Origin of the sequence: Nocardia miyunensis NBRC 108239 (assembly GCF_001613065.1) — a bacterium.
GTDB classification, from domain to species: Bacteria; Actinomycetota; Actinomycetes; order Mycobacteriales; family Mycobacteriaceae; genus Nocardia; species Nocardia miyunensis.
Genome location: NZ_BDBQ01000131.1, coordinates 1 through 22476, shown reverse-complemented (window position 1 = coordinate 22476; position 22476 = coordinate 1). Strand labels below are relative to the sequence as shown.

Below are 22476 nucleotides of genomic sequence, written 5' to 3'. Positions count from 1 at the left end.
GAAGAAAGGTATCGAATCATGTCATCCCCCAACCGGGTCACCTACGCCGAACCCGACGCGGCCGGCGCGCTGATCCGCACCGCCACCTCACACATCGGCTTCCGGGTGCCGGACGTGCAGGCCGCCGCGGCCTTCTACGCCCGCGCCGTGGGCCTGCTGCCGCACGACGCGCTCCCCGATGGCGGCCTGCGGCTGGGCTGGGGCACCGGCCACCACGTGATGGATCTGCTGCCCGGCGAACCCGCGCTGGATCACTTCGGATTCGAGGTGGCCGATCCGGGCGGGCTCGAGGCGCTGGAGAAGCGGCTGCGCGGCGCGGGACACACGGTGACGGCCCTGGACGAGTCGTATCTGGACCAGGCCATCGGCGCGCCGGCCGGTCTGGTGACCACCGACCCAGACGGCAACACGGTGCACTTCCACTCGCCGGTGTACCGATCCGGTGAGCACGCCGCGGACACCGGCCGCCGCCCGGTCAAGTATCAGCACATCACCCTGGGCACCGGGGACGTCGCCCGGATGGTCGAGTTCTATTGCGGCGGAGCCGGTTTCCGCATCTCCGATCAGCTCTCGGACGGCAATTTCGCCTGGCTGCGCAGCAACCGGGACCACCACACCCTGGCCGTCGTGTACACCGGCCGCGCCGGGCTGGACCACTACTCCTACGACCTGGCCGAATGGGAAGACTTCAAGACCTGGTGCGACCGGCTCACCGAGGAGGAGGTCGACGTGGTGTGGGGACCGGGCCGCCATGGTCCGGGCAACAACCTGTTCATCTTCTTCGACGACCCGGCCGGCAACCACGTCGAGCTGTCGGCGGAGATGGAGAAGTTCCACGACGACCGCGTCACCTACACCCCGCGGCGCTGGGATCCGACTCCGCGCAGCGTGAACCTGTGGGGCGGTCAGCTCGCGTCGTGGCGCAAGACCTCGGAAGGGAACTGAAATGGCTTACGCGTCATACGAATACGACGGTGTCCGCAACGTCGGCAGGGTCGAAGGCGACACCCTGATCCCGCTCGCCGGGCTGACCGAGCTGGGCCGCGAGGCCGACATCGAAACCCTCACCGCGGCAACGGAACTGCCCGAACACGCGGTGCCGGTGGCACAGGTGCGGCTGCTGCCGGTGGTGCCCGCCCCGGACAAGGTCGTCTGCATCGGGCTCAACTATCACTCGCACATCGGTGAGACCAAGCGGGAGCTGCCCACCTATCCGGTGATGTTCCCCAAGTACGCCTCCAGCCTGATCGGTCCGCGCGAGGACATCATCCTGCCGCCGGAGTCGAGTCAGATGGACTACGAGGTCGAGTTGGCGGTGATCATCGGCCGGGCCGGTCGCCGCATCGCCCGCGAGGACGCCCACGACCACGTGCTCGGATACGCGGTCGCCAACGACATCACCATGCGCGACTACCAGTACAAGACACATCAGTGGATGCAGGGCAAGGCGTGGGACAACTCCACCCCCGTCGGCCCGTACCTGGTTCGCCCGGACGAGGTCGACCTGTCGAACGCGGGCATCCGCACGATTCTGCGCGGTGAGACGTTGCAGTCCTCGGATCTGTCCAAGCTCATCTTCGACATCCCGACGCTGATCGCGACCGTTTCCGAGTTCACCAGGGTGTTGCCGGGCGACATCATCCTGACCGGAACCCCGGGCGGCGTCGGCTACCGGCGTGATCCGCAGCTCTTCCTGACCGATGGCGATGAGATCACCGTCGAGATCGACGGAGTCGGCAAACTGGTCAACCGCGTTCGGAAGGAAAAGCTGTGACGCATGATGTGCGCTGGCCGACCGACAACAAGTTCCTCAACGGTCCGTTCGCCCCGTGGGGTGCGGAGAGTGAGGGTTACGACCTGGAGGTGGCCGGGCAGATCCCCGAGGACCTCGCGGGTGCGTTGTTCCGGATCTCCTCGAATCCTCGGTTCATGCCGCGCAATGCCGACCGGTATCACTGGTGGGAGGGCGATGGCATGGTCGCGGGTGTCTACCTGCGTGATGGGAAGGCCGCATACAAGACCAGCTGGGTGCTGACCGATTCGATGAAGTTCGAGGTTCAGCAGGGGGAGGCGGTGTACAGCGGGTTCGTCAACGGCGGCACGCCCGCGGTGTTGCCCAAGGGCGCACCCCCGGCGAAGAACGTCGCGAACACGATGGTCGGGGTGTTCGATGATCATCTGCTGGTGTATTTCGAAGGCGGGCTGCCGTATTCGATGCATCCGGGCACCCTGGAAACGCACGGGTCCTACGATTTCCACGGCGGTATCGACACCCTGTGTACCGCGCATTACAAGATCGATCCGGTGACCGGGGACATGTTGTTCTTCGCCGCGATGGGTCCGTCGATCACCTGGTACGTCGCGGATGTGCGGACCGGCCGGATCAAGGACACCCACACGTTCGACATGGGTGTTCCGGCGTTGATGCACGACTACACCGTGACCGAGAACTACGCGGTGTTCATGGTGGCGCCCAACATGTTCCGCACCGATCTGATCCCGACCGGCAAGCCGGTGGTGGTTTGGGATCCCGCGGCGCTGCCACACGGCACACAGATCGTGTTGATGCATCGCACCACCCACGAGGTCACCTGGCACGAGGTGGGGGGACAGTACGCGCCGACGCATTTCGCCAACGCCTACGAGGTCGGTGGCGAGGTCGTGATCAATTTCCACCGGATCACCCGCCTGGGCACCCCGGTCGGGGAGCACACACCGGTCGGATCGCACGAGTGGTTCCCACCGGCGTATCCGTGGCAGTGCCGGGTGAACACGGGCACCGGCAAGGTCACCGACCGCCGGATCTGTGGATTGGCGGGGGAATTCCCGAAGATCAATGACGCGTTCACCGGAAAGCCTTACCGCTACGGGTATTTCGCCACCACCCGCGCCCAGGCACCGCACCTCATGTCCGACGGCTTGGCCCGGCACGACTATGACACCGACGCCACCACGGTCATCGATGGACCCGGCGAACTCACCAGCCCGAGTGAACCGGTGTTCGTCCCGCGCGCGAACGCCAAGTCCGAGGACGACGGCTACCTGCTGGCTTTGTGGTGGGACCAGAGCACGGGTTTGAGCGAGTTGCTGATCCACGACGCCGCGGACCTGCGCGCACAACCCCTGGCCCGAGTGAAACTGCCGGTCCGGGTCCCGTTCGGATTCCACGGCAGCTGGGCCGACCAGGAGGTACTGGATCGAGCGAGCGCCGCCGGGTAGGGCCGCGCGGACACCGCGTCAGCAGGACGTTCCCCGGCCGGAATCGGTCGTAACCGTATGCACGGCAACGGATTCCGGCCGGGGCGCGGCCGTGAGGCCGACAAGAGCACTTTCCCGAGCGCCCGGAACGATCGACGCTATTATCGAAGCAACGGCGTTTCGATAATGGGAGAGGTGCATGAGCGTCAACGAAGAGGCTCCGCCCACCCGGCGCAGCCGACTCAGCCCCGAGCGCGAGGGCGAGCTGTACGACGCCGTACTCGAGGTGCTGCGCGAGGTCGGGTACGAGGCATTGGGCATGCCCGCGGTCGCCAGCCGCGCGCATTGCAGTACCGCGACGCTATACCGGCAGTGGCAGGGCAAACCGGGTCTGGTCGTGGCTGCCCTGCGGCACCATCAGCCGGGACCCGTGTCCGATGTCGACACCGGCACACTGCGCGGCGACCTGAACAACCTCACGCTGCGCATGGCGGCCACGATGGCCGACGAGTACGAGCTGTTCGTGGCGCTGGAGCACATCGGCCTGCACGATGCCGACCTGGCCGCCGAGATGCGAGAAAAGCTGGGCGCGCCCGCGCAGACCGTGGTGGAACAGATCCTGCGCCGGGCCGTCGAGCGAAAAGACATCCCCGAGAACGGTCCCGCGCAGAAGTACTGCCAGGGCCTGATCCTGTCGATGTCCCTGGCCCACCGCCTGATCACGGGCAGCCTGCCCAGCAAGGAATACTCCCTGGGTTTCGTGGATTCGGTGCTGATACCGGCGTTGCGCCACGGCGACGACTGAGTAGGTTACGCACCCTCGGTTATCGAAATCATTGTGTTTCGACAACCCCTCGAATAACATATAGAACGAAGCAGTACTTTTTCTTTAAGGTGACTGGCGAGTGAACGACCGCAGCCACCCCGCCACACTCGATCGAGGTAGATCATGACGAACGTCGAAGCGCCGGAACTGGATTCACGGCACCTGCGACAGGCTTTCGCCACTTTCCCCAGCGGCATCGCGGCGATCTGCGGACACGACGGCCAGGCACCAGTTGGCATGGCCGTGAGCTCGTTCGTGTCGGTGTCGCTGGCGCCCCCACTGGTGTCGGTGTGCATGCAGGACACGTCCACGACCTGGCCGAGGTTGCGGGAGCTGCCGCGGCTGGGTGTGAGTGTGCTGGCGGCCGATCAGCAAGGCGTCAGCGCCGCGCTGGCCTCGCGCAACGGCGACCGGTTCGCGGGCTGGCAGTGGCGCCAGGGCGCCGAGGGCGGGGTGTTCGTGGAGGGTGCGGCCGGATGGTTCGACTGCACGATTCACGCGGAAGTGCCCGCGGGCGACCACAGCGTGGTGCTGTTGCGGGTGCACGACCTGGGTGTCGGCGAAGCCGCGCCGCTGGTGTTCCACGGCAGCCGTTACCGGCAGCTTGCCATCGAAATCGAAGTGGAGGCCGGGCGATGACCGCCGCGGCCCTGGCCTCGGGCCGCCCGGTCGTGCTGATCGACGACGACGGCTGCGGCGGGCTGATGCTGGCCGCGCAGGCGGCGACCCCGGCGGGCGTCGCCTTCCTGGTCCGGCACACCTCGGGCTTCCTGCGGGTGGCGCTACCGGCCGCCGACTGCGATCGACTCGGCCTGCCGCCGATGTGGCTGCCCAGCTCCCGGCCGGGGTCGGCATTCTGCGTGACCGTGGACGCGGTCGGGGTCGGGACCGGAATCTCCGCCGCCGATCGCGCGTTCACCGCCCGCAGACTGGCCGATTCCGATTGCACCGCAAAGGATTTCTCGCGCCCCGGACATGTGGTTCCGATCGCCGTGCTGCCGGGCGGGGTGCTCACGCGCCGGTCGCCGATCGAGGCCGCCTCGGATCTGGTGCGGCTGGCCGGGATGCGCCCGGTCGCGATCTACGCCGAGCTGGTGCACGGCACGGGCGTCGCCCACGGCGATCGGGTAGCGGACTTCGCCGCCGAGCACGAACTGGACATGATCTCCGTGGCCGAGGTGGAGGCGCGGGTCCGCGCCGAACTGACCGACGCCGAGGTAGCCATCAGGCGGGCCGGGATGGCCAACGATTTTCTGCACCGCATCGGCATCGACGCCTGGGAGGTCGGGGTCGAGGGCGCGCCCGCGAACCTTCCGACCGCATCCTGACTTCGCAAGACCGGATCGTGTACGACAACGCCGCGCGGCCCGCCGCCAACGCCGCCGACTATCGAGCCGGTGCTGCTGGACAGCCCGATATGGGGAGCGGCGGCCTTCCAGGCCGTATTCGCCGCAACCAGCAGACCACTGGGAATCGGCACCGACACCGCGTCGGACGGAGTGGCGCCGGGGTCGGCGTCGGCCGTTCCGGCCAGCGTGGCCGAGGCTCCGACGGTCGGCGTGGACAACGCGGCGACTCGATTGTGTTGTGCTTCATGGAGATCGGCCTTCCGCTGAGACCGGTTGGCCGGCTCGGATCCGGACCGTCCAACCGCTTACCGCAACGGCATGCGCGACATAGACCGGAGGTGTTACTGTTTTTCAGGATGCCGCGTCCGTATATCAGGACATAATGCCGCCACGGCACACAGGCTCACCGGTCGACGCGGGATGCGTTCGGCCGAAACACATTTCAACCACACCGCGGAAACCCGCAATCCGATTCGAGGCACCATGACTCCCCCGCACGCTCGCAACCTCATCGACGGACAGTGGCGCGACGGCCACGCGATCGGCACCAGCGTCGATCCCGCGACCGGTGAGACGCTGGGCACCTACGCCGACGGCGGAGCCGTGACCGCCCGCGCCGCCATCGACGCCGCACGCCGGGCCTTCGACGAGACCGACTGGTCGCGAGACCGCCACCTCCGCGCCGGGGTCCTGTTCGCGCTGGCCGACGCGCTCGCGGCCCGCCGCGACGAACTGGTGCATCTGCTGTCCCGCGAGAACGGCAAGACACTCGCCAACGCCGGTATGGAGGTGGACGGCACCATTCCCAAGCTGCGCTACAACGCCGCGCTCGCCCTCACCGACCTCGGCCGCGCCGCCGAGGTGGTGCCCGGCAGCTACTCGACGGTGCTGCCGCAGCCGCTCGGCGTCGCCGCGGTGATCGTGCCCTGGAACTCCCCCATCATCCTGTCGGTGCGATCGTTCGCACCCGCGCTGGCCGCCGGTTGCACGGTCGCGATGAAGATGCCCGCCCAGACCGGCCTGGTCAACGGCCTGCTCTACGAGATCCTCGCCGAGACCGTCCCGGCCGGTGTGATCAACGCCTTCACCGAATCCGGCAACGAGGGCGCACCGCTGCTGGTCACCGACGAGCACACCGACGTCGTGAGCTACACCGGGTCCACCGCGGTGGGCGCGGCGATCATGGCCGCGGCCGCGCCGCGCCTCAAGCCGCTGTCGCTCGAGCTCGGCGGCAAGACCCCGATGATCGTGTTCGACGACGCCGATCTCGATGCCGTCGTGCCCGTACTCGTCGCCGGGATCACCACCTTCGCCGGGCAGTTCTGCATGGCGGGAAGCCGCATCCTGGCCCAGCGCGGCATCGCCGACCGACTGCGCGATCGGCTGGTGCAGGCCCTCACCGAGGTGCGGGTCGGGCCCGGGACGGACCCGGCCAGCACCATGGGCTCGATGATCGACCGCGCCCAGGCCGAGCGGGTCGATCGCATCGTCGAGGAAGCCAGCGCCTACGCGAAGGTCCTGGTCCGCGGTGGGCTGGTCAATCCCGACGGTCTCGACGGGCTCGTGCGCCCGGCGCTGCTGGAGGTCGAGGACGTGTCCTCGGCGGCCGTACAGGACGAAATCTTCGGTCCGGTAGCCACTTTCGAGCTCTTCGACGACGAGGACGACGCCGTGCGGCGCGCCAACGCCACCCGATACGGACTGGCGGCCTCGGTGTGGAGCCGCGACGTCGACCGGCCGCTGCGAGTAGCGCGGCGCATCGACGCGGGCACGGTGTGGACCAACGACTGGGCGGTGACCTTCGACCAGATGGAAGAGGGCGGATTCAAGCACAGCGGTCTGGGCCGTCTCAACGGCCACCGCGCGATCGAGGAATTCCAGGAAGTCAAGCACCTGGTCCACCGGATCGGGTAGGACCACGCGGTTCGGCCGATCGGATAATCCGTACGGGGACGTACTATTTCGACAAGACGCCCCCGCCGAGGAGAGAGTTATGGCCGAAACTGGTACAGACCGCGTCCGGCGTCCGCGAATGGGCCCGGAGCGGGAGCTGGAACTGCTCAGCGTCGCCATGGACCTACTGCGCGAAGTGGGTTACGAGGCGCTGACCATGGACCAGCTCGCCGTGCGCGGACACTGCAGCAAGGCGACCCTGTACCGGATGTGGCCCGGCAAGCTGCCCCTGGTCCTGGCCGCGATGAAGGCGACGGCACCGCCCGCGATCCATATCGACGCCGGATCGCTGCGCGGTGATCTGCTCGCCTTCTGCGCGCGGTTGATTCCGAAGACCGAGGCGGATACGGCGACCATCGCCGCGGTCAATCACACCGTGCTGAATCATCCGGAACTCGCCATGGCGGTTCGGACCACTCTGCTCGCCGCGGACGCGCAACAGCTCGAAACGTTCATCGAGCGGGCCGTCGCCCGCGGCGAGCTGACCAGCCGCCCGCCCGCGGCGGACCTGCTGCCGCAGGTGCTGTTCGGCCTGACCTTCGCGCAGCCGCTGTACGAGGGGTCCTTCGTCGACCTGGACACCCTGGTCCGGGTGATCGACCAGATCCTGCTACCGGCGCTGGGCTGTTCGCCGCCCGCGCGGTGACCGGCGGGGAGTTCGACTCACCGGATCACCCGGCTTCGGAACTCCCCGGCGCGTGCGGCGCGAGGTCGTTGGCGCGGATCGTCCATTGGATCCGGGATGCCGCGGCGATCAGCGGATCGAGCACCTCGAGGATCTCGGCTCGGGTGCACAGATGCGGGGCGACCGCGGCCACGCTGATCGCGGCGGCGGCGTCGCCGTTGAGGGTCATGACCGGCACGGCGATGTCGTTGATCGTCGGCTCGCTCTCACCGATCGAAATAGCCCAGCCCCGCGCGCGGATCGTATCCAACTGGCGCGTCAGCTGATCCCACTCGGCGATCGTCCGGTCGGTCACTGGTGCGAGCTTGCGTCCGGGATAGCGCCGGACCAGGTCGGCAGGCGTGCAGAAAGCGAGCACGGCCTTGCCCGCAGCCGTGGCGTGCGCCGGGATCACCCGGCCCAGCCGCGATGCCAGCCGGTGCTGCCTGCCGCCCTCCAGCGACGAGGCGAACCGCACCGAACGGCCTTCCAGCACACTGATACTCGTGGTGAGGCCCAGCTGATCGCGCACTTCGCTCAGGATCGGCGACACGATGTTGTGCACGGACACGCCCCACGACATCTCCAGCGCCATATCACGCAGTGTCGGTCCCGCCATGTAGCGGCCGCCGGCGTACTCCTGCTGCACGTAGCCCGTCGCGATGCAATTGGTGAGCACGCGGTGCGCGGTGGAGGCGGGGATCTGCAACTCGCGGGCCAGCTCGGTCAGCGTGACGCCGCCACGCCTCGCCACCAGTTGTACCGCCGTCAGGGCCAGCTGCGCCGAGTTCACATCGCCTTCCTCACATCACCGCCGCGGATTGTCTCAACCACGGCAGGCGCACTTCGATGAAGCGCGGCCACCGGGACGTCGGTCCGATTCGCCGACCGGGTACCTCGCCACCGACGCTCAACGCACCGGAGGACGCGTGGCGTCGGCGATGCTCTTGTGGGAGACATGTGCCGTCAGCCCACCGTCGACGACGAGTTCAGCGCCATTGTAGTAGGACGACTCGTCGGAGACGAGGAACACGATGGTGGGCGCGATATCCGAGGGTTCGCCGATGCGGCCGAGCGGAATCTCCGCCAGCGCCGCGCCCCTGAACGCCGGAGATGCGCTCTCCACCAAAGGGGTGCCGATGATTCCGGGCATCACGGCACTGGCCCGGATCCCCCGCTCGCCGAGGTCGAGCGAGGCCGATCGGGACAGGCCGCGCAGAACCCACTTGCTCGCCGTGTATCCGCCTCGGGCACTCCGTCGTTCACGGCGGAGAGGAAAATATGGAAGTGTCGCTTGTGTTGCATGACAACATCTTTCGATAATGTGTCGCGACGCCCCTTCAGCCGTGCGCGTTGATCATGTGCTCGGCGAGATCCACGGGGTTGAGGAAGAAGTCGGGCGGCTTGGGCCCCCAGCTGTAGAGACCCTTGGCCCCCTCCCAGACGCCGGGTTCCCACAGCTCGTCGTCGACGATGCAGTCCATATCGGAGTAGTACTCGCTGAAGTTCCCCGCCGGATCCTTCAAGTACCAGAAGAAGTTGGATCCGATGTGGTGACGTCCCAGCCCCCAGGCGTGGCGGCCCGGGTCCTGCTCGAGCATCGCCGTCGCGCCCCGCCCGACCTCGTCGACATCGTCGACCTGCCACGAGGTGTGGTGCAACATGGTGATCGGCGCGGCCTGGATCAGCACGTTGTGGTGGTCCGTGCTGCACCGCATGAACGCGGCCTGGTCCTTGACGATGTCGCTGATCTTGAATCCCAGTCCGTCGGTGAAGAACCGCTGGCTGCCGGGCTGGTCGGTGGAACCGATCACGACATGACCGAGTTTGCGCGGGCGAACCGGGCCGGTGCGGTCGATGCCGGGCGCGCGGAGGTTCAGGCGCGGGTTCCGGCCGGGGGCGTTGTAGTCCACCGGCTCGGCGGGGGCCTGCACGATCCGGGGCCGGATCTCTACCGAGACAACGACATCCGTTCCGGGGTCGCGCGCCGTGATCGACCCCTCCCCTCGCGAAACGGTGAGCTCCAAACGCTCCAGCCGCGAGGCGATCCGGTCCAGGTCGTCCTGGTCGTCGGCGGCGACCGACATGGCCAGCAGCCGGCGTCGGTCGGCTCGGGCGATGTGCAATTGCTCGCCGCCCTCGACCGTCGCGAGGTGTGTGGTCCCGTCGGCGTCGGTGCGCGTCGTGCTGAGACCGAATTCCTCGTAGTAGTTCGCGACCTCGGCGATGTTCGGCACACCGAAGGTCAACGATGACATTCCGTGGAGGGGCATCACATACTCCAGTTCAGGCGGCGGCGGTTCAGGCGGAAGCCGAGGACTCGTATCCCTGCTCGAGCGGGATCTCCAGTCGGCCGAGGCCTTCGATCTCGGTGACCAGCGTCTCCCCCGGACGCAGGAATCGCTGTGGCTTGCGGCCGACGCCGACTCCCGCCGGGGTGCCGGTGAAGATCAGGTCGCCGGGGTACAGCGTGCAGATCGCGGAGAGGTACGCGACGAGCTTCGGCACCGAGAAGATGAGCTTCTCGGTCCGGCTCTTCTGGAGGACCTCGTCGCCGATCCACCCGCTGATCGCCAGATCGTCCGGGTTGGCGAGCTCGTCCAGGGAGACCACGGCCGGGCCACAGGGCGAGAAGCCGCGGTAGGACTTCCCCATCGAGAACTGCGGGGCGGGGCCGCGCAGCTGGACCTCTCGCTCCGAAAGGTCTTGTCCTACAGTCAGTCCCGCGATGTAGGACCACCCGTCCGCTTCGGACACGTGGTCCGCCCGCTTGCCGACCACCGCCACCAGCTCGGCCTCGTAGTCGACACCGGCCGACGGCAGCGACACCGGCGCGGCCGGGCCGCCCAGCGAGCTCGGGAACTTGGTGAACACCACCGGGAAGTCCGGGTTCGGCGCCCCCGATTCGGCGGCGTGATCCGCGTAGTTCAGGCCGATCCCGAAGATCTGCCGCGGCTCGGGTACCGGTGCGCCGAGATCCGCCAGCGTGTAGCTGGTCCGCTCGGCCGCGTCCAGCCGAGCGCCGGACACCGCGTCGCGGAACGCCTCCCAGTTGTCCAGAATCGAACGGGCGCTGGGCCCGAACTTTCCATCGGTCAACCGCTCCACGTCCACCGCTCCGCCGTCAACGAGCAGGACGGCCCGCCCGGCCAGATTCGCAAGTCGCATCAGATCAGCCCTTCAGTGTGTCGTTGAACCCCAGTGTGTGCACAGATGATCGATATATCAAGATAAAATCGAAATTGAAGAGCGAAAGCTGACCCACTCGCGTGAGCCCACGTCCCGTGCAGCCGGAGGACTGCGAAGGTCGGGTCGTTGCTCAGACCGCTTCGGCGGCATCCAGAGTCTCGAGCAGGAGATCGGTCGTCAGCTGGATGTGCGCCCCCATGAGCGCGCAGGCACGGTCCACGTCGCGATCCAGCACTGCCTCACAGATCTCCTGATGCTCCTTGGCGACATCTCGACTGCGGCTGACCCGCGCGGCCCAGGCGCGGTACAGCTCGGCCGTGTCGTACAGCCCCGCACGGAAGGTTCGCAGCAGCGGACTGGCACATCCGGACGCGACAGCGGCATGGAAATCCGCGTGCGCCGATCGCCATGCCGGATTGATCACGCCGTCCAGCAGCGGGTCAGTACCGGCCAGACGGTGATGGGCCGCTACGACCGAGGTCTCCCAGGCGAGATCCCCCTCGGCGATCGCCCGGCGGATCATGACCTTCTCGATGTCGATGCGGACAGCGGTGAGATCGGCGAGATCGGCGACGGACAGGGACGCCACGGCGAAACCCAACTGGGGCGCGGACCTCACCAATCCCTGCTCGGCCAGCCGGGTGAGCGCCTCACGCACGACGGAAAGACTGACTCGCAGCCGCTCCGCGAGCGGTTGCACCAGCAGCCGCTCACCCGGAGCGCGAGCACCCAGAAGGATCTCTTCGCGCAGTTCGGCCTGCACATCCTCGACTAGCGAGGAACCCACACGCTGGCGTTTCATGTCCGCACTCTAGCCAAAAAATCGATATTCATACCAGATATCACACCGACCGCGCTCGCGCTCGCCCATGTCGGGCGAGAAGAACATGGTCAGTAATATACATTTCATAATTCTAAATCGATTCTTTCGGCATCGAGCGGACGCGACATGATCGGAGGCATCATTCGTCGCCGACCCCGAGGACAATCTGATCGATCCTCAGCCGCGCGACCGAACTCAACCGAGGCTGAACGGAGTGCCCCACACGGTGAGATTCGCTACCCCGTGGTCGGTGTTGACCTCCGCCCAGACGAACGAACGCGCCTGCGCGTAACCGCCGCAGCCGCTCAGGCCGATCGTTTCGTCGGTCCACCTGACCGACCCGTGGTTGCCCTTGAAGAGGAGGGCGGGCTTGTGGGCATCTTTTCCGTACATGTCGGGAATCTCGAAGTCGAGCAGGGTGAACTGCTTCACCTGGCCCGGCCCGAGGGTCAGACTGCCGCCACCGGTCGCGCTGCTCGAGGAAGAAGTCACCTTCGAGTTGCCGCTGGCGGTGGCGCCACTGCTGAGATCGACCTGGCAGCCGACCGCGTACCCCGGCACCATCTTGGTCGATGAGACGTTGTTCCCGCTGTACTGGGCGTGGGCGAAACCGGAGACCCACGCATTGCGGTGCACCGGTGTGGCGCCCATCGACGGGCTGATCTCGGCGGACTCGTTGTCTATCCACAGGTGCACCACGGTGCCGTCGGGAAGAGTCTGGGTGAGACTCCCACCCCGCAGCGGGACGAAGGTATCCGCGTTCGCGGCGCCGGTGGACAACAGTCCCATGGCCGCGACGACGGCAGCAACCACACCGGCCCCGCGAGCCATGGTTGTACGAATGCTCATATTCCAGTACCCCTGAGATAAATCGCTTTGCGCGAGAAGGACTTCGATGAAGTCGGCGGCCGAATCCGCACGCCTGTACGCCGCACCGGGCAGATGCTCTCGGCACGTGCTGATCTCGAATTGATCATCGTGAATCAGGCAGGTCCGCGAATTGGACACGCCGCAGCGAAGATTCGGTTCTGTCGAGCCGGAAAAGCTTGTGCTGGTGGCGATTACGCTCGACAGTGAGGGCCGCACAGCGGCAGGAACCGGTCGTGTTCATATCCGCTGCGGTGTCTCCGCAGTCCGGACGACAAACGTCGACGAGCCCGCGGACGAGCGCAGAAGCCGAGACCGGCTATCGGTATCGGTCGGCGCGCGGCCGGGAGACGGCTCGATGAACATCACCGGTGAGATCGGTGAGCAGTGAATTCATGGCGACATGGTGAAACCTCGTTGTTCGACCATTCAGGACCGGCGCGATACCGGTCGGCCCTCATGTGAAACCCGGGCGCCTCGACCGTCCGGTTCGGCGAGATCGGACCGGGGGGTGCCGTGGTCCTCACCGCCGAGCCCGACATGGTCGAGTCCGGGGGGGTGATCGCGGCGTGCTGTGACGCCGACCACTGCACAGTAGCAAGCAATTATCGAAACTCACATAGTTATCGATAAATTCATGATTGCCGGGTTCGTCTGATGATCGTTGATAAGCTCGATGCATGACGGTGAGCGATCAGGGCGTGACCAGGACCGATTCGGCATTCCAACGCCTTCGCTCGGACATCCTGAACGGGCGGCTCGCCCAAGGCTCGCCACTGCGCCTGACCACGCTCGCCCGGGAACTCTCCGTCAGCATGTCGGTGGTGCGCGAGGCACTGACCCGGTTGACCGGATACGGACTCGTCACCGCCACGCCGAACCAGGGCTTCCGGGTGACGGCGCTGTCCCCCGCCGATCTCGAGGACCTCACCGCCTTGCGAATCACACTGGAGTGTCAGGCAATCGCGGCATCGATCGAGAACGGCGGACTCCAGTGGGAGGGTTCGGTCCTGTCCGCTCATCACGTACTCGAGCAGACGGCGATACCGAACGGACAGCTCCCCAGCGAAGACTGGATCGAGGCGCACGCCGCGTTCCACGACGCGCTGGTGGCCGGATGCGGACGCCCCCGCCTGCTGGCTCTGGTACGCAGCCTCCGAGACACCTCGGAGGTCTACCGCCAGTGGTCGGGTGCGAGCACCGAGCAGGGGCGAGATGTCGCGGGTGAGCACCGGCGACTGATGGAGTTGGCGATCGCCCGCGAAACCGACGAAGCGGTCGCCGCACTGCGCGCGCACATTCAGTGCACCACGGACATCCTGCTCGAGCGCGCGGCGGACGAACCACACAGCACGTAGACGAACTGAACGTCATCGCATTGAGGTCCGCGCACGCCAGGGAGTACGATACGGTACCGGACTGAACGCATCGCACTCGGCGAGGGGAACCGCGTGCCGACGACCCGGCCGCGAGAACGCGCCCCGCACGAACGACCGAAGAGTAAGGACAGCCAATGACCCGACCAGCCGTAGTCACCGAGGAGAAGCTGCGCCAGCGCGTGGACGAACTCGTCCCCGTCCTGCGCGAGCGAGGCGCGGAAACCGAGGAGCTCCGACGACTCCCCGACACCACGATCTCCGATTTCGAGGCCGCCGACCTCTTCGGCGCGATGCGGCCGACCGAGGTCGGCGGGCTGGCGATCGGCCTGGGCGCGTTCATCGACATCACCCGCAAGCTCGCGCGCGGCGACGCCTCCGCCGGCTGGATCGGCGGCTTCCTCATGTCGCACTCCTGGCTGCTGTCCAAGTTCCGCCTCGACGCGCAGGAGGAGGTCTTCGCGGGCCGCACCTGGGTGCTCGCGGCGGCGGTATCGGCTCCCCCCGGACGCGCCGAGAAGGTCGCCGGCGGGTACCGGCTGTCCGGGCGCTGGCGCTTCGCATCGGGAATCCTGCACTCCGAGTGGGTCGTGCTGCTGGCGATCGCCGACGACGGGCCGGTGTCGTGCATCGTCCCGGTGTCCTCGACGACCATCCACGACACCTGGCACGTGCCCGGCATGAAGGCGACCGGAAGCAACGACGTCGAAGTCGTCGACGTGTTCGTTCCCGAACATCGCGTCGCCGGGTTCGAGGTGGCCGCCGCGGCCGACTGCCCGGGAGCCAACGCGTACGACTACCCCCTGCTGCGGTATCCGATGCACCGGGTGCTGCCGATGATCCACCCGGCGGTGGCACTGGGCGTCGCCGACGCGACCCTGGACCTGTTCCGCGCGGGGATCGAGAACCGGACCCGGTTGCAGACCGGCGGAAACCTGTCCGACGACCCGCTCATCCATCAGACCTACGGCGAGGCGTACTCCCGCGTGCGCTCCGCGGAACTCATGATGGGCAACGCCATCGACATCATCGACGCCGGATACGGCGCCGGAGAGGTACTCGACCTGGAACGCCGCGCCGACCTGAACCTCTCCGTCACGGCGGCGGGCGTCCAGGCGTTCGAGGCCGTAGACCTGATGGTCCGAGCCATGGGGGCGAGCATTCACCGCACCGGCCATCCCCTGGACCGGATCTGCCGCGACACCCAGGTGATGCGCAACCACGGCGTGCTGGACTGGCGATACGTCTCCTCGGTCGCGGGCCGGGCACTGCTGGGCAAGGGGCTCGGCGATCACATGGACGCCCTGTTCTAGACGAAACGCGAAGGGAGACAGCATGACTGCAAAACCGAAGCTGGGCATCTACCTGTCCGGATTCGCCTACGGGCCCGACCGCTTCCCGCTCCTGCTCGAACACGCCAGACGAGCCGATGAACTCGGAATCGACGCCATAACCCTGTCCTCGCACGTGGTCATGGCGCTCGACGAGGAGCCGGTGAACCAAGACAAGCGCTATCGGTCGCTCGCGGACCTGCGGCGGGTGCGTGAGACCTACCCGCCCGACAAGCCGATGCTGCATCCGCCGCGCAACGTGCCCTGGCTGGAGGTGTTCACCACGATGGGCGCGATCGCGGCCGTGACATCCCGGGCCGAGCTGTACACCGCGATGGCGATCCCGCCGCTGCATCCGGCGGTGCTGTTCGCCAAGCAGGCGGCCACATTGGACTGGTTGGCGCAGGGCCGTCTGCGGCTCGGCGTCACCGCCAGCTGGATCGAGGGGGAATACCGCGCGCTGGATCGCGACTTCGAGCAGCGCGGCCAGGTCCTCGACGATACGATCGCCGCCTGCCAGGCACTCTGGGCACACACCGGCAGCAACGAGCCCGTCGCGTTCAGCTCGAAGACCGTCAACTTCGAGGACATCTTCTTCGAGCCCAAACCGCCTTCGCCACAAGGCATCCCGGTCTACTTCGCCGGGCCGTTCAGCAAGCGCACCGTGCGACGAGTGGCCACCATGGGCCAGGGATGGCTGCCGTGGCTGGTGCCGCCGGAGCAGTTCCCGGAGGCGATCCGGACGGTCAAGGAGGCGACCGCCGACGCCGGGCGCGATCCGAGCGATCTGGTCTTCCAGCTGAACGTGCCCTCGATCGGCGCGGACGGAAAGCCCGCCAAGATGTGGACCCGCGCCGATGTCGAGCGTTCCTTCGAACGGGTACCCGAATTGGCGAAAACGGGAGCCAACCTTTTCATCGCTCCGCTGTACAACTTTCATGACGAGCCCGAGGAAGGACTCGCCGCACTGGAGCACATAGCAGAGGTCTGGAACAAACTCGATTTCGATTCATAGAAACGACCGATCCGCGCACACCCGAGCAGGCCGCCCCGATGAGTTCGGGCGGCCTTCTCGGTTTCTGTGCGACTACTGTGCGGCCGCTCGACTCGGCGGGCAGTACAACAGCCCGTCAGCGCCGGCTGATTTCCACATAGAGGAACCCCATTTCCGGAAGCTTGCCGAAGTGCAGGCAGCGCGGTTTTGATTGGTGTATCCCATCCGGACCGAGGCCGGAAGAAACCTGGATACGCAAAACAATCCCCCGACCGTCATCGACGTATCGCGCTGTCATCGACAGGTCGGAAGGGAAGGGAGAAAAACATTGTCCGTAATCACCGAAGTGACGATCGCGCAGCCCGAGCCCGGCCTCACTCCGGACGATCTGGTCCAGCGCGCACGGGAATTGCGGCCGCGACTGCTCGAGGAGCAGGCGGCGGTCGAGGAGCGCGGAACATATTCGCCGGAAATGCACGAGCTGTTTCGTGAAGCGGGTTTCTACCGGATACTGCAGCCGCGACGTTTCGGTGGATACGAATTCGATATCACGACGTATGCCCGGGTGATCAGCGAGATCGCGCGCGGCTGCCCGAGCAGCGCCTGGTGCCTGGCCCTGGCCTCGGCGCACGTGCTGCTGCTGGCGGCCTGGTTCCCCGAGTCCGCGCAGATCGAGGCGTTCTCCCCCGACGGGGAGTTCGCCGCATCGACTCGCGCGATTCCGGGCGGCACCGCGCAGCGGCTGGACGGTGGCTGGAAAGTCGACGGGAAATGGGACTACTGCTCCGGATCACCGTATTCGACTCATGCCATGGTCTGGGCAAAGGTGGTCGACGAGACCGGCTCGGTCGTCGACGAGACCGCCCCGCTGAAGCTCGTTCTCGTGCCCCGCTCGGACTGGACGTCACTGGACAACTGGCGTGGCAGCGCGTTCGGCATGCGTGGCAGTGGATCGAACAGCATCCGTATCGACGGCGCCGTCGTCCCCGACCACTTCGTGCTGGATGACCCGTTCCCGCTGGCGGAGCGGGCCGACACGGTGGGCTACCGGATGTACGGCAACTCCATGTACGTCGCGCCGCCGATGATGTTCGCGCCGTTGGAGATCACCGCCGTCCTGGTCGGCTGCGCGCGCGCCGCGCTCGACGAATACGAGCGGATCCTCGTCACCAAGAAGGCTCCGGTGCTGCCGGACTCCCCGACTATCAACACGCTGCCCCTGACGCTCAGCGAGACCCACGACTTCCAGCGCTGGTACGGCCTGGCCTGCGGCCGGGTCGAGGCGGCGGAAACGCTGCTGGTCCAGACGAGTGAACGGCTGATGGCGGCATGCCGTGAGGCAACCGAGGACGGTGCGGGCTTCTCCGCGACGGACATCTTCCAGTACAACCTGACCCGGCAGCAGGCGATCAACCTGGGCTGGGAGGCCGTCGACCTGATGTTCCGGACATCGGGAACCAGCGAGGGCGGCCGCAACGGCTCGCGGATGAATCGCTACACCCGCGATTACCTCATGGGGCGCACCAACATCTACGCCGATGAGGAGAAATTCGCGGAATCCATGTCGAAGGTGCACTTCGCGGCAGGCCGAAATACCTTGGCGGGCAACGCATGACGACCGCCACGACCGAACGGCTGCAACACAACAAGCGGCTCGTCCACGATTTCTACGCCCGCGCGCTGGTACCGCAGAACGCCGACGCGGTGGCCGAGTTCGTGGCCGAGGACTATCGGGACCACGGCTACGGCATCCCGGACGGACGCGATGCCCTGGCAGAACAGTTGCGCCGCAAGACTATACGCGCCCCCCGCCTGGCCGGAACCGAGGCCGAACCGGTGGAGCCGGAGTTCGTGCTGGCCGAGGACGATCTGGTGACGATCTGTCACTACCTCCCCCAGCCCGAGCCCGGCGATGCCGCCGCCACCTTCGACTACTGGCACTTCGACACGTATCGGATCGAGGACGGCCTCATCGCGGAGCACTGGTCGAGCTACAACAGGGCGGCTCCGCTCGTCTGGGAGCGGCAGACCCGGCAGGCGCGGCAGCCGATCGCGCCCGCCACGGCCGACAAGAGTCAACTCGAACGCAACAAGCGCCTGGTCATCGACGCCTACCGGTGCGTGTTCGACGCGCACGACCCCGATGCGGCGGAGCGGTTCTTCGCCCAGGACTACCGCCAGCACATGCCGGGTGTGGGACCGGGAGCCGCCGGAATCGCGGACCTCGTGCGGATGATCCCCGGGGAACTGCGAGAGGCGCCTGCGGAGCCGCTGATCCCGCCCACCATCCTGATGGCGGAAGGCGACGTGGTCGTCTACGCGGTCTGCCGACCGCAGACGGATCCGAGTAACCGGGCCGTCAAGTACCCCTTCCTGATCTTCAACGCTTTCACGATCGGTGACGGCCTGCTCACCGAACATTGGGACGGCCAGAACAAGGCCGCCCCAATGGAATTGGGCTGAGCGGTAGTCGGCCCCCGCGGCGATCGGCTCGCCCGGGGCCCCGCTCGAATCAATCGAAACTTCTACTCGCAAGCCCATATTCGGTCAATGACGCCTGGAGAACTACACACATGACCACTGCGCAACGGGCCAACCACCCGTGGAGAGTCGCCGTCCTCGCCGGGATGGCCTCGTACCTCGATGCGGGAACCCTGGTGACCACCGGGGTCGCGGCAGGCGTCCTCTACGCCCATGCCCTGAATCTGAGCGGGAATGCGGTCGGTGCGCTGATCGGCCTGCAGACGATCATGCTCGCGGTCGGCACCCTGCTCGGCGGCCGGGCGGGCGACCGCTGGGGCCGCAAGCCGGTGTTCACCGCGTCCCTGGCGTTCTACACCGTCGGAGTGGCGATCCTGACGTTCGCCACCGGGGTCGGAATGCTCTATGTCGGCGTGGTCGTGAGCGGCCTGGCGATGGGCGCCGACCTGCCCGTCTCGCTCGCGATGATCAACGAGGAGGCCCCGGCGGGCAAGAAGGGACGGATGGTCGTCTTCTCCGAGATGCTCTGGGTGGCCGGGGTGGCCGTCGTCACCGTCCTGACGATCTTCCTGTCCCCCCTCGGCGCGCTCGGTGCGCGAATCCTGTTCGGCCACCTCGCGATCATCGCGCTCGTCGTCCTGGGCCTGCGCACGAGAATGCACGAGTCCGCCGAGTGGATCACCGCCCGCCGCGCCGCCGCCACCGCCCCGGCCGACGGGACCATCCAGCTCGGGCAGCTCCGGGAGATCTTCCGCCGCCCCCTGCTCTACGCGGTCCTGGCCACCGGCATCTACTACACGCTCTGGGGCATCGGCTCGAATACCTGGGGCCAGTTCGGCTCCTACCTGTGGACCCACCTGACCGGGCGAAGCCTGGGCACCTGGTCCACGATCAGCCTGGTGGCCTTCCCGCTCGGCGCGATCACCGCGGCGCTATACCTGCGCGTCGTCGATTCCGGACGACGCGCGCTGTGGATCGCCGCCGGTGCGGTCATCCTGCCCCTGCCCTGGATCGTGCTGCTCGTGGTGGGTCCCACCCCCATGGGCTTCATCGTCGCCGTGGTGGTCAACGCCCTGAGTTTCGGCCTGTCCGGCGAACCGCTCTACAAGGTCTGGACCCAGGAACTCGTGCCGACCCTGCAGCGCAGCACAGTGCAAGGGCTGACCTTCGCGATGAACCGCGTCGGCGCGGCAGTGTTCGCCCTGGTCACCCCCGCGTTGGTGGCGGTGTCTCCCGCTCTGCTCTTCGGTCTGTGCCTCGTGTTCAGCATCGCCGCCTCGCTGATAGCGGTGCTGTGGATCCCGCGGCTGAACCAGGCCGAACCGGAGGACAGCGGAAATGTCGCGGCACATTCCGTAGCCTGATGTTCGATGTCGATGAATTCGGGGCAGATGGCCCTGCGAGCAGCTTTGATCATCGCGCAACGCGGTGGCGTCGCGCTGACCGAATTGGCGAACGAACTCCAGGTCGCCCGCTCCACCGCGCATCGCATACTGGCCAACTGCGTCGCGACCGGCTGCGCACGCCAGGAACACGTCGGCGGCCGTTACGTGGTGGGCCCGGCGCTGTACGAGGTCGCCCTGCGAATGGCCTCCACGGTGACGATGAACGAGGTCATCGCGCCGATCCTGGACGAACTGCACGATCAACTGGGCCTGCGGACCAGTTACGGCGTCCCCGAGGGGCGCAGCGTGCGATTCATCCTGTCGCTGGCCGGTACCGGCTCCCAGCCGCTCGGTTCGCAGATGGGCCAGGTGCGTCCGGCGCACTGCGTCGCGGCGGGAAAGGCCATGCTGGCGTTCTGTTCTCCGAGCGAGGTGGCCGAACGCTTTCCCGGACGCCATCTGGCCGAGGTGACCGAACGCACGATCAGCGACTGGGATCAGTTCATTCGCCACCTGGAGATCGTCCGGGCCCGCGCGTGGGCCAACTCCATCGGCGAGAGCGACCTCGCCGTCAACGAGGTCAGCGTTCCCGTCCTGACGCTGAGCGGAGATCCATTGGGCGCCATCAGCGTTGCCGCGTTCAGCCCGCGGCTGGCAACCAAACCGGACATCATGGAGGTCGTCCACCCGCTGCTCGACGCGGCCTCCCGGATCCAGTGGACGCTGCGCAACAGTACGTTCTCGCTCCCCGGCTGAGGTCCTGGCCGCCCACGAACGGAACCTTTGCTTATCACGCCGACATTGGTACGGTACCGTACTGTACGATTGAGCCATGGCTCGACCACACGAGAACCGAGGGTGAGTTACTTGTCAGATTTCACCATCACCGACGGCGTCGCCACGATCACCGACGACAGGCTGTTCACCACCTGGTACGACCGGCCCGACTACGTCGACGCCCTCGCCGCGTCACCGGACCCCGAGATCGCGAGCCGCAAGCGGCTCGTGCTGGACTTCGAGGTCGCACTCTCGCGCGTCGTGGAGACCGGCCGCATCGACGAGGAGATCGACGCCCTGCTGGAACATTTCCTCGCCGAGGAGTACATCCAGCACGATCCCGCCGTCGGCAACGGCCGCGCACCGCTCGCCGCCAAATTCCGCGAGGGCGTCCCGCCGGGCCCGGCCCCGGTCGCGGTGGTCGCGGAGGGCGACCTGGTGACGCTGCTGCTGAAGTTGCCACCGAACCCCGCCGCACCGAACGGCGGACCCGAGGCGTTCATCCCCACGATCTTCCGCGTGCACGACGGGATGATCGTCGAACACTGGGGCCCGCCGAACAGCGACAAGCGGTCCTGAACTGCACTCCGCATTCATCGCGGAGCGCTTCTCAGCCAACAACAGTACGGTACGAATCCGTACTGTCACGAAAGAAGGGATAGACGGTTGCCGAAATTGCATGTGGTGATCGGTAGCACCCGGCCGGGCCGGCTGGGACTGCCGATCGGACAGTGGACGGCCAAGGCCGCCGCCGAGCACGCGGGCTTCGAGGTGGAGCTCGTGGATCTGGCGGAGGTCGCGCTGCCCCTGCTCGACGAGCCCGGCCACCCGCGAATGGCCAAGTACGCCAACGAGCACACCAAGCGGTGGAGCGCGCTGGCCGACGAGGCGGACGCGTTCGTGTTCGTCACGCCCGAGTACAACTACGGGCCGCCGCCCGCCCTGCTCAACGCGATCGATTACCTGCACAACGAGTGGCTGTACAAGCCGGTCGGATTCGTCAGTTACGGCGGAATCTCCGGCGGTCTGCGCGCGGTGCAGGTGCTCAAGCAGATCGTCACCACGGTGAAGATGATGCCGGTCCCCGAGGGCGTCACCATTCCGCTGGTGTTCCAGCACGTGAACGACGAGGGTTTCAACCCCGGACCGATGCACACGGGTTCGGCCGAGGCCATGTTCGAGGAACTGCTGCGCTGGACCACCGCACTGCATCATCTGCGCAACAGCCCGCCGCCGCCTCCGCCGATGCCGCCGGGCCTGCCC

At 66.9% G+C, this 22476-nt stretch carries 24 protein-coding genes; 18 read left to right on the top strand and 6 right to left on the bottom strand.

Annotated elements, in window-relative coordinates:
- Positions 1–18: 18 nt before the first annotated feature.
- The 8 genes from NM2_RS43730 (at position 19) to NM2_RS43690 (ending at position 7972) form a co-directional block, all read left to right on the top strand.
- The gene (locus tag NM2_RS43730; RefSeq protein WP_067682886.1) at positions 19–945 is read left to right on the top strand and encodes a VOC family protein; all 927 of its coding nucleotides are present in this window, start codon (positions 19–21) and stop codon (positions 943–945) included.
- A 1-nt stretch (position 946) separates the two neighbouring features.
- Positions 947–1774 carry a fumarylacetoacetate hydrolase family protein gene (locus NM2_RS43725; protein WP_067682884.1) on the top strand — a complete coding sequence of 276 codons (828 nt, stop codon included), beginning with the start codon at positions 947–949 and terminating at the stop codon, positions 1772–1774.
- Positions 1771–3219 carry a carotenoid oxygenase family protein gene (locus NM2_RS43720; RefSeq protein WP_245718534.1) on the top strand — a complete coding sequence of 483 codons (1449 nt, stop codon included), beginning with the start codon at positions 1771–1773 and terminating at the stop codon, positions 3217–3219. Before NM2_RS43725 ends, NM2_RS43720 begins: the two co-directional genes overlap by 4 nt.
- A gap of 178 nt (positions 3220–3397) precedes the next feature.
- Complete coding sequence (locus NM2_RS43715; protein ID WP_067682882.1) at positions 3398–4003, top strand: TetR/AcrR family transcriptional regulator; 606 nt, start codon at positions 3398–3400, stop codon at positions 4001–4003.
- 144 nt (positions 4004–4147) lie between these two features.
- Entirely contained in the window at positions 4148–4663 is a 516-nt protein-coding gene (locus NM2_RS43710; protein ID WP_067682880.1) for a flavin reductase family protein, read from the top strand.
- The gene (locus NM2_RS43705; RefSeq protein ID WP_067682878.1) at positions 4660–5352 is read left to right on the top strand and encodes a 3,4-dihydroxy-2-butanone-4-phosphate synthase; all 693 of its coding nucleotides are present in this window, start codon (positions 4660–4662) and stop codon (positions 5350–5352) included. Before NM2_RS43710 ends, NM2_RS43705 begins: the two co-directional genes overlap by 4 nt.
- A gap of 504 nt (positions 5353–5856) precedes the next feature.
- On the top strand, positions 5857–7287 hold the full coding sequence (locus NM2_RS43695; RefSeq protein WP_067682900.1) for an aldehyde dehydrogenase family protein: 1431 nt from the start codon (positions 5857–5859) through the stop codon (positions 7285–7287).
- A gap of 79 nt (positions 7288–7366) precedes the next feature.
- Entirely contained in the window at positions 7367–7972 is a 606-nt protein-coding gene (locus NM2_RS43690) for a TetR/AcrR family transcriptional regulator (RefSeq protein ID WP_067682874.1), read from the top strand.
- A 25-nt stretch (positions 7973–7997) separates the two neighbouring features.
- On the opposite strand, the gene NM2_RS43685 is transcribed toward NM2_RS43690, so the two are convergent.
- From NM2_RS43685 to NM2_RS43660, 6 genes are all read right to left on the bottom strand, one after another.
- Positions 7998–8783: an IclR family transcriptional regulator gene (locus NM2_RS43685; protein WP_067682872.1), complete on the bottom strand. Its 786-nt coding sequence runs from the start codon at positions 8781–8783 to the stop codon at positions 7998–8000.
- 117 nt (positions 8784–8900) lie between these two features.
- Positions 8901–9311: an SDR family NAD(P)-dependent oxidoreductase gene (locus NM2_RS43680; RefSeq protein WP_281182838.1), complete on the bottom strand. Its 411-nt coding sequence runs from the start codon at positions 9309–9311 to the stop codon at positions 8901–8903.
- Positions 9312–9330: 19 nt separating this feature from the next.
- Positions 9331–10263, bottom strand: coding sequence for a VOC family protein (locus NM2_RS43675; protein ID WP_067682870.1), 933 nt, complete (start codon positions 10261–10263; stop codon positions 9331–9333).
- 28 nt (positions 10264–10291) lie between these two features.
- Positions 10292–11158 carry a fumarylacetoacetate hydrolase family protein gene (locus tag NM2_RS43670; protein ID WP_067682868.1) on the bottom strand — a complete coding sequence of 289 codons (867 nt, stop codon included), beginning with the start codon at positions 11156–11158 and terminating at the stop codon, positions 10292–10294.
- 151 nt (positions 11159–11309) lie between these two features.
- Positions 11310–11981 (bottom strand): GntR family transcriptional regulator, encoded by a 672-nt coding sequence (locus tag NM2_RS43665; RefSeq protein ID WP_067682866.1) that lies wholly within the window; start codon positions 11979–11981, stop codon positions 11310–11312.
- Positions 11982–12197: 216 nt separating this feature from the next.
- Positions 12198–12851: an MspA family porin gene (locus NM2_RS43660; protein ID WP_067682898.1), complete on the bottom strand. Its 654-nt coding sequence runs from the start codon at positions 12849–12851 to the stop codon at positions 12198–12200.
- Positions 12852–13002: 151 nt separating this feature from the next.
- Here NM2_RS43660 and NM2_RS43655 point away from each other — a divergent pair, with 151 nt between their 5' ends.
- From NM2_RS43655 to NM2_RS43610, 10 genes are all read left to right on the top strand, one after another.
- Positions 13003–13260, top strand: coding sequence for a hypothetical protein (locus NM2_RS43655; protein WP_157121847.1), 258 nt, complete (start codon positions 13003–13005; stop codon positions 13258–13260).
- Positions 13261–13549: 289 nt separating this feature from the next.
- Positions 13550–14227 (top strand): GntR family transcriptional regulator, encoded by a 678-nt coding sequence (locus tag NM2_RS43650; protein WP_084532218.1) that lies wholly within the window; start codon positions 13550–13552, stop codon positions 14225–14227.
- Between the two features lie 155 nt (positions 14228–14382).
- Positions 14383–15558 (top strand): acyl-CoA dehydrogenase family protein, encoded by a 1176-nt coding sequence (locus tag NM2_RS43645; RefSeq protein ID WP_067682862.1) that lies wholly within the window; start codon positions 14383–14385, stop codon positions 15556–15558.
- A 22-nt stretch (positions 15559–15580) separates the two neighbouring features.
- The gene (locus NM2_RS43640) at positions 15581–16591 is read left to right on the top strand and encodes a TIGR03619 family F420-dependent LLM class oxidoreductase (protein WP_067682860.1); all 1011 of its coding nucleotides are present in this window, start codon (positions 15581–15583) and stop codon (positions 16589–16591) included.
- A gap of 307 nt (positions 16592–16898) precedes the next feature.
- Positions 16899–18185 carry an acyl-CoA dehydrogenase family protein gene (locus NM2_RS43635; protein ID WP_067682858.1) on the top strand — a complete coding sequence of 429 codons (1287 nt, stop codon included), beginning with the start codon at positions 16899–16901 and terminating at the stop codon, positions 18183–18185.
- On the top strand, positions 18182–19033 hold the full coding sequence (locus tag NM2_RS48435) for a nuclear transport factor 2 family protein (RefSeq protein ID WP_084532214.1): 852 nt from the start codon (positions 18182–18184) through the stop codon (positions 19031–19033). Before NM2_RS43635 ends, NM2_RS48435 begins: the two co-directional genes overlap by 4 nt.
- 110 nt (positions 19034–19143) lie before the next feature.
- Positions 19144–20415 (top strand): MFS transporter, encoded by a 1272-nt coding sequence (locus NM2_RS43625; protein ID WP_067682856.1) that lies wholly within the window; start codon positions 19144–19146, stop codon positions 20413–20415.
- 6 nt (positions 20416–20421) lie between these two features.
- Positions 20422–21192 (top strand): IclR family transcriptional regulator, encoded by a 771-nt coding sequence (locus NM2_RS43620; RefSeq protein WP_084532212.1) that lies wholly within the window; start codon positions 20422–20424, stop codon positions 21190–21192.
- A gap of 102 nt (positions 21193–21294) precedes the next feature.
- The gene (locus tag NM2_RS43615) at positions 21295–21792 is read left to right on the top strand and encodes a nuclear transport factor 2 family protein (protein ID WP_218026110.1); all 498 of its coding nucleotides are present in this window, start codon (positions 21295–21297) and stop codon (positions 21790–21792) included.
- Between the two features lie 87 nt (positions 21793–21879).
- Positions 21880–22476, top strand: a 597-nt coding sequence (locus NM2_RS43610; protein ID WP_067682852.1) for an NADPH-dependent FMN reductase, incomplete at its 3' end; no start/stop codon positions are given.